This window comes from Cupriavidus sp. FW216-B1 (assembly GCF_058789195.1).
Genome location: NZ_JBYTEL010000007.1, coordinates 41437 through 54047, shown reverse-complemented (window position 1 = coordinate 54047; position 12611 = coordinate 41437). Strand labels below are relative to the sequence as shown.

Sequence of the window (12611 nt, the reverse complement as noted above, 5' to 3'; positions counted from 1 at the left end):
CGAGGCTTGTGGAATCCGGCGCCCGGCTAGCCGAGCGTGAGTGCGACCGGCGGCAGCCCGGCGATGGTGCCCAGCGCCACGCCGGCCTGCGCCGGGAAATGCATGCCGGTGTAGGAGCCGGTCGTGACCAGCGTGCCGTGGCCGAGCGTGATGCCGCGCGCGGTGCAGTGGTTCACCAGCCACGGCAGCAGGCGGCGCGGATCGCCGGCGGGATTGGCCGGCGCGCCCGCGACCACGTCCACCCCGGCGCCGCCGAAGGTGAAGGACAGCGCGGGATGCAGGAACGGGTAGCCGGGCTGGTAGCGCACGCAGTCGCCGACCACCAGCGCGCCGTGGTTCTGCAGGTCGGCCAGCTGCGCGAGCTTGTCCACCGCGGGCCACTCGCGGTAGCGGCTGGCCACCACTTCGATGGCGGCGGCCATGTATTCGATGCCGTCCAGCACTTCCTCGTCGGCATAGGGCGCGGCGCGGGGCGCGAAGACCCGCCCGAAGCGGAACGCGATCTCCAGCTCCAGGCCGGGCCGGCGGAAGTTGCCCAACTTCAACGCGGCGGGGCTGGCATGCACGCAGTCGGCCGGCAGCGGCGCGCCCTGGACCGGCCCGGTGGCGGACTTCGCGCCGACCTTCCAGCCGCCGATGCCGGCGCCGCGCTGCCGCAGCACTTCGGCCTGCACGGCGTAGGCCGCGTCGGCGTCCCGCGGCAGCAGCGCGGCCGGCAGATCGGCGAAGTGAAGACCGTCGCCGCCGGCGCGCGCGAGCAGGCGGGCCAGTTCCTGCTGCGGTTGGGGATGAAGTTGTGGATCGGAATGACGCATGGCGGGATGCTCAGGCATGCAGGTGCGTGGGACTGGCCGCGCCGGCGGCATCGGCTTCGAACTTGCTCTCGGGCTGCATGCGGAAGGCCAGCACCACGCCGACGCCCATCAGCAGCATGCTGCCGATGAAGGGCAGTTCCCAGCTGCCGAAGCGGTCGATCAGGTAGCCCGACAGCACCGGCGAGATGATCGCCGCCAGCGCCGAGCCGGTGTTCATCATGCCGCTGGCGGTGCCGGAGTATTCCGGCGCGATGTCCATCGGGATCGCCCACATCGGGCCGATGGTCATCTCGGCGAAGAAGAAGCCGGCGGACAGGCAGGCCATCGAGACATAGAGCTGGTGCGTGAACAGCATGGGCAGCAGCGAGATCATGGTCAGCAGCATGCAGACCGCCACCATCCAGCTGCGCGCGCGCTTCAGGCTGCCGGTGCGCTCGTAGAGCTTGTCGGTCACCACCCCGCCAAGCGTGTCGCCGAGCACGCCGGCGAAGAACACCGCGGAGGCGAACACCGCCGACTTCTTCAGGTCGAGGTCGTAGCTATGCAGGAAGTACTGCGGAATCCAGCTCAGGAACAGCCACAGCGTCCAGCCGTAGCAGAAGTAGACGACCGTCACCGGCGCCATGCGCCGGAACAGGCGGCGCCACGGCACGTTGGGCGACTTGCTGCGCGCCGCCGGCAGGGTCTCGAGCTCGGCCGGCGTGATGCGCGGATGGTCCTTGGGCTGCTCGGTGAAGGTCAGCGCCCACAGCGCCACCCAGACCAGGCTGATCGCGCCGCAGAGGTAGAACGATTCGCGCCAGCCGTAGACCGCCATGATGGCGACCACCGCCGCCGGCGCCACCGCGTTGCCGACGCGCGCGCAGGCATGGGTGATGCCCTGGGCAAAGCCGCGCTTGTCCTTGGGCACCCAGCGCGCCATCGCGGCGGTGGCGGCGGGAAAGGTCGCGCCTTCGCCGAGGCCCAGCAGCAGGCGCGCGGCCAGCAGCGAGACCAGCCCGCCGGCCATGCCGGTGAGCAGCGTGGCGATGGCCCACAGCACGCCGCAGGCGATCAGCGTGCGGCGCGCGCCGAAGCGGTCGCTGACCCAGCCGCCGATGATCTGGAACACGAGGTAGGGATAGGCGAAGGCGGAGAACACCAGGCCGATCTCGGTCTTGTTGAGATGGAACTCCTGGCCGAAGCCGGCCGCGGCGGTGCTGACGTTGACGCGGTCCAGGTAGGTGATGAAATACATGATGCACAACATCACCAGCACGATGCTGGTGGCACGAAAGCGCTTCATTGCTTGTCTCCGGTCTTTTTTTGCCTGCCCGGCGCCCGCCTGGGCCTCGGCTTTGCATCTCTTGTGCGTTTCCTGTGCCGGGCCCGCTCTGTGGCGGGCTTGCGCGCGCGCGGCAGGCGGCGGGGCTGCGATCGGCAACACCGCTCCCTGGCCTCGCCCGCGCGGGTGAAGCCATGCCTGTGCGTACTGCTGTCCGGCTGTTTGCTGCTATGCGCCGCTATTTGCCGCTATTTGCCGCCGAGCGCCGCCACTGCGCGGGAAGGCCGCGGCGGCGCGGCCTTCCCTGTGAAACTCAGGCCGCCGCCTTGAGCGCCGGCTTGTCCTCCAGCGAAACCAAGTAGTCCATCGCCGCGGCCACGCCGCTGGCGGCCACCGGCACGCCCGAGAGCTTCAGCCCCATCTCGCAGCCGGCCAGCGTGGCCATCAGGGTCAGGTCGTTGCAGTCGCCGAGATGGCCGATGCGGAACATCCTGCCGCGCATCTTGCCCAGCGCCTGGCCCAGCGACATGTCGAAGCGTTCGTAGATGCGCTTGCGCACGGCGTCGGCGTCGACGCCCTCGGGCATCATCACGCCGGTCAGCACCGGGCTGTAGACCGCCGGATCGGCGCACTGGATCTCCAGGCCCCAGGCCCGCACCGCGCGGCGGGTGGCCTCGGCCAGCCGCTGGTGGCGCGCGAACACGTGGTCCAGGCCTTCTTCCAGGATCATGTCGAGCGCCTCGGACAGGCCGTAGAGCAGGTTGGTGTTGGGGGTGTACGGCCAGTAGCCGTTCTTGTTGGCCTCGAGGATCTCGTCCCAGCCCCAGAACGCGCGCGGCAGCCGGGCCTGCCTGCCGGCCGCGATGGCCTTGGCCGAGAGCGCGTTGAAGCTGATGCCGGGCGGCAGCATCAGGCCCTTCTGCGAGCCCGACACGGTCACGTCCACGCCCCATTCGTCATGGCGGTAGTCCGCCGAGGCCAGGCCGGAGATGGTGTCCACCAGCAGCAGCGCCGGATGGCCGGCCGCGTCGATGGCGCGGCGCACCGCGGCGATGTCCGAAGTCACGCCGGTGGAGGTCTCGTTGTGCACCACGCACACCGCCTTGATGGCATGGCCGCCGTCGGCGCGCAGGCGCGCCTCGATCATGTCGGCGCGCACCCCGTGGCGCCAGCCCTCGATGCCGGGCAGGCCGATGAATTCCGGCTTCAGGCCGAGCGCCTCGGCCATCTTCTTCCACAGCGTGGCGAAGTGGCCGGTCTCGAACATCAGCACGGCGTCGCCGGGGCTCAGCGTGTTGGTCAGCGCGGCTTCCCAGGCGCCGGTGCCGGAAGCCGGATAGATGATGACCGGCTGCTCCGTCTTGAAGATCTTCTTGATGTCGGCCAGCACCTTGCGGCCCAGCGCGCCGAACTCGGGCCCGCGGTGATCGATGGTCGGGTAGCTCATCGCGCGCAGGATGCGGTCCGGCACCGGGCTCGGCCCCGGGATCTGCAGGAAGTGGCGGCCGGCGGGGTGGAAATCGAGCTTGATCATGGGCAGTGCCTCCTTTGTTTGAATCATGAATTTTGAATTCAAAATACTTTAGCAACGAAACGGCCCCGATCCAAGGACGGAATCGCCGCTGCGGCTCGGTGTTTACCCGCGAGGCGCTTGCGGCCAATGAGATGCAGTAAAATGCGGAAAACGCAAAGGGAAGGACTTTGTATGCAAAATCCACAAAATCCGGGCGACAGCGGCGTGCCCCGTCCCGCCCCGATCCTGCCCAGGGTGGAACGGCAGCGGCTGCACGAGATGGTGGTCGAGCACCTGCGCAAGTTCATCGTGGAAGGCGTGCTGTCGCCGGGCATGAAGCTCAACGAGCGCGAGCTGTGCGAAACCCTGGGCATCTCGCGCACGCCGCTGCGCGAGGCCTTCAAGGTGCTGGCCGCCGAGGGCCTGATCGAGATCTCGCCGCACCGCGGCGCCAGCGTCTCGCGCATGACCGAGGCGGAGATGTGGGAGACCTTCGAGCTGATGAGCGGCCTGGAAGCGTTCTCGGGCGAGCTGGCCTGCGAGCGCATCACGCCGGCGGAGCTGGCCGAGATCAAGGCGCTGCACTACGCGATGCTGGCCTGCCGCGTGCAGAACGACCTGCCCGGCTACTACAGCCGCAACCAGGAGATCCACGACCGCATCAACGAGGCAGCCCGCAATTCGGCGCTGCGGCAGACCTACCAGTCGGTCAACCGCCGCCTGAAGGCACTGCGCTTCCGCTCCAACCACCAGACCGACAAGTGGGACCGCGCCGTGCACGACCACGAGGACATGATCAAGGCGCTGGAAGCGCGCGACGGCAAGCTGCTCGGCGCCATCCTGCGGCGCCACCTGCTGGAAAAGCGCGACGCCGTGATGCAGATCCACCCCGACCCGGTCGGCGACGTGGTGACGCACAACGACTGAAGCCGGGCCTGCCGGCGCGGCGGGCCCCGCGTTCCCGCGCGCGCTACGCCGCGGCGCCCATCGCCCCGGACAGGCTGTCCGTCAGGAACGACATCAGCGGCCGCACCAGCTCGGCCGGCGCGGACTCCTCGCCGAGAATGACGATCTCCGTCATCGGCAGCGTCGGCCAGGCATCGCCCGACGGCAGGATCTGCAGGCCGGGCTGCGCGAACGAACGCCCCAGCACCGTCACGCCGAGACCGCCCGCGACCGCGGCCTGGATGCCCATCAGGCTGGCCGAGGTGCACGAGGAATACCACTCGCGGCGGATCGCGTCGAGCGAGCGGATCATCACCTCGCGGTAAGTGCACGGCGGCAGCAGCAGCACCAGCGGCACCGGCTTGTCCGGGTCCGGCGGGCTGTCCTTGCCGCTCATCCACACCAGCGGCTCGCGCCAGATCACGCGGCCGCGCTGGGCGCTGCCGTCCTTCTTGGCGATCACCACGTCGAGCCGGCCGTCGTCGTAGGCGGCCAGCAGGTCGCAGCTCAGGCCGGTGCGCAGCTCCAGGTGCATGTCCGGGTAGAGCCGCCGGAAACGCGCCAGCAGCGCGGGAAGCTGCATCGGCACGAAATCCTCGGCAATGCCCAGGCGCAGGTTGCCGGCGGCCGGCGGATCGGTCAGCGCGCGCACCGCCACGTCGTTGAGCTCCAGGATGCGGCGCGCCATCACCAGCAGTTGCTCGCCCTCGCGCGTCAGGCTCAGCGCGCGGCTGGTGCGCTGGAACAGCTTGCGCCCGAGCAGCTCCTCCAGGCGCAGGATCTTCTGGCTGACGGCCGACTGCGAGCGGCGCACCACCTCGGCGGCGGCGGTGAAGCCGCCCGTCTCCGCCACCGCGACGAAGGCGCGCAGCAGGTCTATGTCCAGGTCAGGGCGCATGGCATCGAGTCGATTCAGTCGAATTTCAGATTGTTGGGATTAAAAGTATTCGATTGCCTGATGAAAGGCAAGCGCATACCATCCTCGCCGATGCTCCCGAACCACCCTCGAAAACCAGCAAGCACCAGATGAAACTCTCGACCATCGCCCGCACCCGCTACACCACCAAGGCCTTCGACCCGGAGCGCCGCGTCCCGCAGGAAACCATCGACGACCTGCTCACGATGCTGCGCCACAGCCCGTCCTCCGTGAACTCGCAGCCGTGGCACTTCGTGGTGGCCGGCACGCCCGAAGGCAAGGCGCGCGTCGCCAAGGGCCTGCATGGCGGCTTTGCCTACAACGAGCGCAAGGCGCTCGACGCCTCGCACGTGATCGTGCTGTGCGCGCGCACCGGCATCCCCGACGCGCACCTGGAAAACATCCTCGAGCAGGAAGAGCGCGACGGCCGCTTCCCGCTGCCCGACGCCAAGGCCGGCCAGCGCAAGGGCCGGCTCGGCTACGTCAACCTGCACCGCTACGACCAGAAGGACCTGCAGCACTGGATGGAAAAGCAGACCTACCTCGCGCTGGGCACGCTGCTGTTCGGCGCCGCCACGCTGGGCGTGGACGCCACGCCGATGGAAGGCTTCGATTTCCGCCTGCTCGACGAAGAGCTCGGCCTGCGCGAGAAGGGCTTCACCAGCGTCGTGCTGGTCGCGCTCGGCTACCGCAGCGACAAGGACTTCAACGCCAAGCTGCCGAAGTCGCGGCTGCCCGCGCAGACCGTGCTGTCGTTCATCTGAGCGCCGCGTACCCCGATCGAACGACGCCGTGCCGCCGCGCGCCTGCGTTGCGGCCGGCGCTGCGCCGGCATGCGGGCGGCGGCATCCGCTTACGCCATGCCTTATATCAGTCTTTAATTATTTTTTGATTCGTTCGGCGAAATTCCCGCCAGCCTTTCCCCTGCAGAAATAGCCTCATTGAAAAGGCGCCTCTTTAATTCGCGCCGCCGCTTTTCCCGCCGCCGCTGCTTTGTCTTGCTTTGTATTGATTGTTAATACAGGTGCATTGCAATACCACCACCGCCGCGGACCGCGGCAATCCGCCGAAAACCAGACCGGACGCGCTTTCCGGCGCTTTGGCATCCAGCGCATGCCCGCTGCCACCGGGCCGGAATGCGGCATTGCCGCGTGGACCGGCGTCGCATGGAAACGACGCCAAGCGGAAATTCACCGCCGATCGATGCCATGCGGTTCAATTTTTCCGCACATTGCGACGATAATCCCCCTGCCGAATTTCCCTGATCATGGCCCGTCTTTCCCAATGCGGGAATGACCGGTTCTTTACCGCTTGCGCATCGCCCGGCATTCCGGATTTCCGGAATCCGTCTTTCCGGGTTTCCGGAAACCGCAATCCATCAAGACACAAGGCCGGCGCGCGTGCGCCGGCATGCAACCCACGGTGACGACATGACCTTGCCGAAAGGCCTGTTTCTCGCGCTGGCGCTTTCCGCTGCCCTGCTGGGGTGCGGCGGCGGCGGCGAAGACGCGCCCGCCGCAGCTCCAGCCGCCGGCGTGCCCGCCGCGCCCGGATCGCCCGCCCCCAACGCGCCCACCGCTCCCGCCACGCCGGACCCGTCCGCGCCGGCCGTGCCGAAGAGCGCGAAGCGCGGCATTGCCTACGACCTCGCGTCGCCGGCCGATCTCGCCGCGCTGTCGCCCGGCGTGAGCTGGTGGTACAACTGGAGCCCGCGGCGCAATGCCGGCGTGCCGGCGGACTATCGCGCGCGCTACGCGATGGACTTCCTGCCGATGATGTGGAACGGCACCGAGGACACCGCCGAGGTGGAGGCCTTCCTCGCGGCCAATCCCGGCGTGCGCTACCTGCTGGTGATGAACGAGCCCAACCTCGCCGACCAGTCCAATCTCACGCCGCTGCAGGCGGCGCAGCGCTGGCCGGTGTTCGAGGGCATCGCCGCGCGCACCGGCGTGCAGATCGTCGGCCCCGCCATGAACTGGGGCACGATGCCCGGTTATGCCGACCCGGTCGCGTGGCTCGACGCGTTCTACGATGCCTACCGCGCCGCCAACGGCGGCCGCGACCCGCGCATCGACTACCTGGCCTTCCACTGGTACGACTACGGCCTCGCCGGCCAGCTCGACCGGCTCGCGAAATACGGCAAGGCGTTCTGGGTCACGGAGTTCGCCAACTGGCACAGCCAGGCCGACGGCGCGCAGATCGATTCGGTGGCCAAACAGAAGGCGCAGATGGCGGACATGGTGGCCATCTGCGAAGACCGCGCCGACGTGTTCCGCTATGCGTGGTTCACCGGCCGCGAGGACAACGACACCCACTTCACCAGCCTGCTCGGCGCCGATGGCCAGCTCTCCGAGCTCGGCTCGTTCTACGTATCGCTGCCGTTCCACTGACCGCGCCGGCGCATGCCGCCGCACCACCGAGCCACCGAGCCAGACAACCATGCCAATCCACGCCCCCTCCCGCCGGTCCGGCCACGCCGGCACCGGCCTCGCGCCGCGCGCGGCGGCACCGTTCGCCGCCGTGCTGGCACTGGCCGCGCTGGCCGCCTGCGGCGGGGGGGGGGGGGGCGGGGGGCGCGCCGGCCGCCGCCGCGCCCGCCGACACCGCCGCCTACGCGCCGCTGTTCGCGCCCGGCACGCCGGTCAACGAGCAGATCCAGTACCGCGAGGCGGACGGCACGCTGGTCACGCTGATGGGCTCGCGCCCGACCGAGCGCCACGCGCGCGAGCGCGGCGAGGCCTGGGACGCGCCCGACGCCGGCCCCGGCCGCTACCTCACCTTCCCCACCTTCTATTTCCAGAACCGCACCTTCGGCCTGGAGATCCGCGACGGCGTGCCCGCCGGCCGCCAGCGCATCGAGATCTACCTGCACGTCAACCAGGGCGTCTTCGACGGCACCACCTTCAGCCTGTTCCGCAACGTGCTCGACCCGACCGTGCGCGACTACGGCTGGGCGCTCAACTACGGCTTCAACAACCCGAAGGAAGGCGGCCAGCCCATCTGCCGCGAGGGCCAGCCGCGCGAAGACTGCATGATCGTGGTGGACTCCAACTGGCGCACCGACCCGCACAGCGCGCTGAAGATCGGCGACCCGATCGAGCTGGCGCCGGCGCCGCGGCTCAAGCGCGACCCGGTGGTGGATGGCGGCGGCAGCCGCTACTACTCGTTCGAGCAGCTCTACGTGGTCGGCGTGGGCATGCGGCCGTGGTACGGCATCGCGCCCAATCTCGACTCCGCGCCGCTGCCGGCCGAGACGCTGCTCGGCGGCGACGCCAGCATCTCGTACAACTACTCCGAGGAGCCGATGCGGGTGTTCCAGCAGATGGCCAACAATATCGGCATCGTCAACACCCAGCGCTTCGTCGAGGGGCGCCGGCTGTTCCACACCTCGTTCGCCGACGGCAAGCACTCCGAGCACGACGCCGACAACCCGGTGTTTGCCGAGCACATCGGCCAGCTCGGCCCGCGCTACAACCAGCCGCGCTGCATCGAGTGCCACACGCAGAACGGCCGCAGCCTGGCGCCGGCCATCGGCGCGCGGCTGGACACCATGTCGATGCTCGTCGCCGCCGGCGGCAAGGCCGACCCGACCTACGGCCTGAACGTGCAGCAGCACGCGCAGGACCCGGGCGCGCCCGACTACGGCGTCAGCGTGGCATCCTACGAGACCACCGCGCGCACCCTGTCCGGCGGCGAGACGGTGGCGCTGGTCAAGCCGTCCTATGCGTTCAAGGGGCCGGTGCCGGCGCAGTTCTCGGCGCGCCAGGCGCCGCAGGTCATCGGCATGGGGCTGCTCGAGGCGGTGGCGGAGCCCACCATCCTGGCGCTGGCCGACCCGGACGACAGGAACGGCGACGGCGTGCGCGGCATCCCCAACTGGGTCGCCGATCCCGAGACCGGCAAGACCCATCTCGGCCGCTTCGGCTGGAAGGCGACCAAGGCCAGCATACGGCAGCAGGTCGGCGACGCGCTGATCAAGGACATGGGCGTGACCTCGCCGGTGTTCCCCTCGCGCGGCTGCCAGCGCGAGGCCGCCGACTGCCGCGCCGCCGCGGCCACCTCGGTCTCCGAGACCGACCTGCAGCGCCTCACGCACTACCTCTCGCTGATCGGCGTGCCGGCCCAGCGCAGCCTGCGCAGCGGCTTCCCGGACGGCGTGCGGGTGTCGCCCGAGCACGACGTCGACCCGCCGCAGATCGCGCGCGGCGGCACGCTGTTCGTGCAGGCGCGCTGCGTGGCCTGCCACACGCCGACGCTGAAGACCGGCAACACGCACCCGTTCGCCGAGCTGCGCGACCAGACCATCCACCCGTACAGCGACCTGCTGCTGCACGACATGGGCCCGGGCCTGGCCGACACCCTGAGCGAAGGCCGCGCCACGCCGAACCTGTGGCGCACCGCGCCGCTGTGGGGCGTGGGCTCGCTGCGCTTCGTCCAGGGCGGCGAGCAGAACGTGCGGCTGCTGCACGACGGCCGCGCCCGCACGCTGACCGAGGCGATCCTGTGGCACGGCGGCGAGGCGGACGACAGCCGCGCCCGCTTCGAGGCGCTGCCGAAGGAAGACCGCGCCGCGGTAGTCGCCTTCCTGCAGTCGCTGTAGCGGCCTGGCCGCGCTCAGGCGCCGGCGCGGCGGTCCCGCCCGGCCGGCTGCGGCGCGCGACCGCCCTCGCGCAAGGCGGTCTTCTCGCCCGCCCGCCGGCGCAGGATCTTCTCCACGTTGCGGATGGCGAAGATGTGCAGGAACGACGTGATGTGCGCGTCCACCGCCAGCTCGGCGCGCTCATGTTCGTAGAGCTGCTCGACGTCATCCACCGGCATGTGGGCTTTCGCTGCCAGCAAGGCGACGAGGCCCTTCTGGTCGGGTTGTCTGAGTTTGTGAACGGACATCATCGCTCTCCGGCGGTCCAGCGGGAATGAAGCAAGTGACGGGAACCGGCGCCATGCGCGGACCCGTATCCATGTACAGCATATGACCGGCGCGCCAGCGCCGGCGGAAAGATTCGCGCCGGCCTTTGACTTGTCTCAAGCATTGGTGCCGGTCCTTTCCGTTTGTCGCAAAACGGTCATTTCCGCTGCCCAGACTCTGCCGCATCGACAATCGAGCCAGAGGCCCGCATGCAAAAATCCGATGCCGTCGCCGCTATGGGAAAGAGCACGCTGCTGCTCCCCGCGTGGATCCACGCCGCGCTTGCCGCGAATGACCGCCTCAAACTGTACCTGACGGTCCTGCAGGCCGCCGCCGCCCACGCGGAGCAGCCCGCCACCGAGCCGCCGGACTTCGGCCGGGAAGCGGCGGCGGCCGGCATCGAGGGCCGCTGGCTGCGCGAGCTGCCGGCGGCCGCGTCGCGGGTCGAAGGCGCGCTCCTGATGCCCGGGCTGCAGCGCCTGGCGCGGCACCTGGCGGAGGACCTCGGCGTGATGGCGCGGCCGCTGCTCGAAGTGCCCGACACCGGCGACGACCTGCGCGAACGGGTCAGGCACTGGAGCGGCTGGCTCGGCACGCTCGGCGCGCCCGCGGCGGAGCAGCCGGGCGGCGAGACGCTGCGCAACGGCCAACTGCGCGCGCTGACCAGCGGCAAGCGCGCGGACAAGCACAGGCATGACGGCGCGCCCGGCGAGGACGACGACAGCCTGCACCTGCTGGTGATGGATCTGCACAAGCAGCTCAACCACCTCGCCGGCACCTTGTCCGGCGAGGTGGTCGACGGTGCCCACGTGTGGCAACTGCTGCCGGCGGACCGCGCGCGGGTGACGGCGTTCATGCGCGGCCTGAACCGCACCGCGCCGCTGAAGTTCGACCATCCCGGGCTCGACACGGCCGCCACGCGCGACGGCGCGCGGCTGCTGCTGCAGAACGACATCGGCACCAACGACGCCCACGTGCTGGTGCTGCAGGTCGAGGGCACCACGATCACGCTGCACTACTCGGACCTGCACCGCGCCCGCTTCGCCTTCTTCCAGGCGCTGCTGGCCCCGTTCGGCGCGCAGTGGACCGAGACGCAGTCGAAGGCCGATGCCGCGCTCAACGAAGGGCGGGCCTACACCTTCGGCACCGCGCGCTTCGAATGCGCGGGCACGGCGGCGCTCGACGATGCGCTCGAAGGCATCGGCTCGCGCATCGTGTTCCTGATCGACTGGAACCGCGCGCGCAAGCGCCTGCTGCCCTTCGTCGGCAAGGCGGAGGCGATCGACATCCTGCGCGAGGTGGCGCGCTGCGACGCCGGCCACATGGCGTGGCTCAAGGCCGGCGGCGAACAGATCGTGTTCGCCGCCATGCAGGCCGCGGGCGAAGATGCGTTCCGCATCGGCGACCGCCTCGACGCCGTGCTCGGCCCGCCCGACGCCCGCGCCTTCCTGGTCGAGGTGCTGTGCCAGGCCAGCCGGGCGCTGCTGGCCGGCCAGCCGCTGGCGCTGGTCGCCGACGAAACCCGCATGCTGCTGGCCCGGCGCATGCGCCAGCACGGCAGCGAGTTCGACCTCATCGAAGAACACGCGGCCTATTGCCAGGCGCTGGCGCAGGCCGTCAGCGACGGGCTGGCGCACGACGTGGTCGCGCCGTCCGGCAAGGCGGAGCGCGAGGCCGCCGGCGAGGCCGGTAAAGCCGCCCATAGCCTGGCGGCGCGCGCCAAAGTGTGGGAGCGCCAGGCCGACCACCTCGTGATGCGCGCGCGGGACCACGCCCGGCGCCAGCGCCGCTGGCAGCCCGCGGCGCGCCTGCTGGAACTGTCCGACGACATCGCCGATGCGCTCGAGGAAGCCGCGTTCCTGATGAGCCTGATCGCCGAGGACCACCACCAGGGCTGGAACGCCGACATCCGCCACCTGCTCGGCAAGCTGGCGCAGACCGTGCTCTCGGCGACGCAGGAACACGTCAAGGCGCTGGCCATCGCGCGGCAACTGGGCGCCGGCAGCGATGCCGCCGACGGCGACGCCTTCCTCGCCGCGTCATGGAACGTGCTGCGCGCCGAACGCGAGTGCGACGAGCTGCTGCGTGCCGCCCGCCGCGCGATCCTGGCCGCGATCCGCGACGCCGGCGCGCTGATGCTGGCCAACGACCTGGCCATCGCGCTGGAACTGGCGTCCGACCGCCTGCTGGTGGCCGGCTATGCGCTGCGCGACGTGGCCTTCGGCCAGGCCGGAGCCCAGGGATGAGCCCGG

General features: G+C 70.0%; 10 protein-coding genes. 5 read left to right on the top strand and 5 right to left on the bottom strand.

Features of this window, described 5'->3' with window-relative positions:
* Positions 1 to 26: 26 nt before the first annotated feature.
* The 3 genes from AC3WXD_RS16785 to AC3WXD_RS16775 all read right to left on the bottom strand — a co-directional run bounded on the left by AC3WXD_RS16785 (position 27) and on the right by AC3WXD_RS16775 (position 3613).
* A complete protein-coding gene (locus AC3WXD_RS16785; protein WP_492324216.1) occupies positions 27 to 815 on the bottom strand; it encodes a 2-keto-4-pentenoate hydratase in 789 nt (262 codons plus the stop codon).
* Positions 816 to 825: 10 nt separating this feature from the next.
* Positions 826 to 2100, bottom strand: a complete 1275-nt coding sequence (locus tag AC3WXD_RS16780; protein ID WP_059412330.1) for an MFS transporter — start codon at positions 2098 to 2100, stop codon at positions 826 to 828.
* A 292-nt stretch (positions 2101 to 2392) separates the two neighbouring features.
* Positions 2393 to 3613, bottom strand: coding sequence for a pyridoxal-phosphate-dependent aminotransferase family protein (locus tag AC3WXD_RS16775; RefSeq protein WP_020203952.1), 1221 nt, complete (start codon positions 3611 to 3613; stop codon positions 2393 to 2395).
* Positions 3614 to 3784: 171 nt separating this feature from the next.
* On the opposite strand from AC3WXD_RS16775, the gene AC3WXD_RS16770 reads away from it, so the two are divergent.
* Positions 3785 to 4519 carry a GntR family transcriptional regulator gene (locus AC3WXD_RS16770; RefSeq protein ID WP_029043811.1) on the top strand — a complete coding sequence of 245 codons (735 nt, stop codon included), beginning with the start codon at positions 3785 to 3787 and terminating at the stop codon, positions 4517 to 4519.
* 43 nt (positions 4520 to 4562) lie between these two features.
* On the opposite strand, the gene AC3WXD_RS16765 is transcribed toward AC3WXD_RS16770, so the two are convergent.
* Entirely contained in the window at positions 4563 to 5435 is an 873-nt protein-coding gene (locus AC3WXD_RS16765) for a LysR substrate-binding domain-containing protein (protein ID WP_492324215.1), read from the bottom strand.
* Between the two features lie 128 nt (positions 5436 to 5563).
* Between AC3WXD_RS16765 and nfsB the strand changes: the two genes are divergently transcribed.
* The 3 genes from nfsB to AC3WXD_RS16750 all read left to right on the top strand — a co-directional run bounded on the left by nfsB (position 5564) and on the right by AC3WXD_RS16750 (position 10053).
* Positions 5564 to 6217 (top strand): oxygen-insensitive NAD(P)H nitroreductase, encoded by a 654-nt coding sequence (gene nfsB, locus AC3WXD_RS16760; protein WP_020203955.1) that lies wholly within the window; start codon positions 5564 to 5566, stop codon positions 6215 to 6217.
* A gap of 666 nt (positions 6218 to 6883) precedes the next feature.
* Positions 6884 to 7843: a glycosyl hydrolase gene (locus AC3WXD_RS16755; protein ID WP_492324214.1), complete on the top strand. Its 960-nt coding sequence runs from the start codon at positions 6884 to 6886 to the stop codon at positions 7841 to 7843.
* A 302-nt stretch (positions 7844 to 8145) separates the two neighbouring features.
* A complete protein-coding gene (locus tag AC3WXD_RS16750) occupies positions 8146 to 10053 on the top strand; it encodes a di-heme oxidoreductase family protein (protein WP_492324213.1) in 1908 nt (635 codons plus the stop codon).
* Between the two features lie 14 nt (positions 10054 to 10067).
* On the opposite strand, the gene AC3WXD_RS16745 is transcribed toward AC3WXD_RS16750, so the two are convergent.
* Positions 10068 to 10343: a DUF3562 domain-containing protein gene (locus tag AC3WXD_RS16745; protein ID WP_155888135.1), complete on the bottom strand. Its 276-nt coding sequence runs from the start codon at positions 10341 to 10343 to the stop codon at positions 10068 to 10070.
* Between the two features lie 225 nt (positions 10344 to 10568).
* Here AC3WXD_RS16745 and AC3WXD_RS16740 point away from each other — a divergent pair, with 225 nt between their 5' ends.
* Positions 10569 to 12605, top strand: coding sequence for a phosphate transport regulator (locus tag AC3WXD_RS16740; protein ID WP_492324212.1), 2037 nt, complete (start codon positions 10569 to 10571; stop codon positions 12603 to 12605).
* Positions 12606 to 12611 lie beyond the last annotated feature (6 nt).

What these genes read in the sequence shown, in the direction of transcription:
- AC3WXD_RS16785 (WP_492324216.1), bottom strand. Translation starts at nt 815, where the DNA reads ATGCGTCATTCCGATCCACAACTTCATCCCCAACCGCAGCAGGAACTG.
- AC3WXD_RS16780 (WP_059412330.1), bottom strand. Translation starts at nt 2,100, where the DNA reads ATGAAGCGCTTTCGTGCCACCAGCATCGTGCTGGTGATGTTGTGCATC.
- AC3WXD_RS16775 (WP_020203952.1), bottom strand. Translation starts at nt 3,613, where the DNA reads ATGATCAAGCTCGATTTCCACCCCGCCGGCCGCCACTTCCTGCAGATC.
- AC3WXD_RS16770 (WP_029043811.1), top strand. Translation starts at nt 3,785, where the DNA reads ATGCAAAATCCACAAAATCCGGGCGACAGCGGCGTGCCCCGTCCCGCC.
- AC3WXD_RS16765 (WP_492324215.1), bottom strand. Translation starts at nt 5,435, where the DNA reads ATGCGCCCTGACCTGGACATAGACCTGCTGCGCGCCTTCGTCGCGGTG.
- nfsB (WP_020203955.1), top strand. Translation starts at nt 5,564, where the DNA reads ATGAAACTCTCGACCATCGCCCGCACCCGCTACACCACCAAGGCCTTC.
- AC3WXD_RS16755 (WP_492324214.1), top strand. Translation starts at nt 6,884, where the DNA reads ATGACCTTGCCGAAAGGCCTGTTTCTCGCGCTGGCGCTTTCCGCTGCC.
- AC3WXD_RS16750 (WP_492324213.1), top strand. Translation starts at nt 8,146, where the DNA reads ATGGGCTCGCGCCCGACCGAGCGCCACGCGCGCGAGCGCGGCGAGGCC.
- AC3WXD_RS16745 (WP_155888135.1), bottom strand. Translation starts at nt 10,343, where the DNA reads ATGATGTCCGTTCACAAACTCAGACAACCCGACCAGAAGGGCCTCGTC.
- AC3WXD_RS16740 (WP_492324212.1), top strand. Translation starts at nt 10,569, where the DNA reads ATGCAAAAATCCGATGCCGTCGCCGCTATGGGAAAGAGCACGCTGCTG.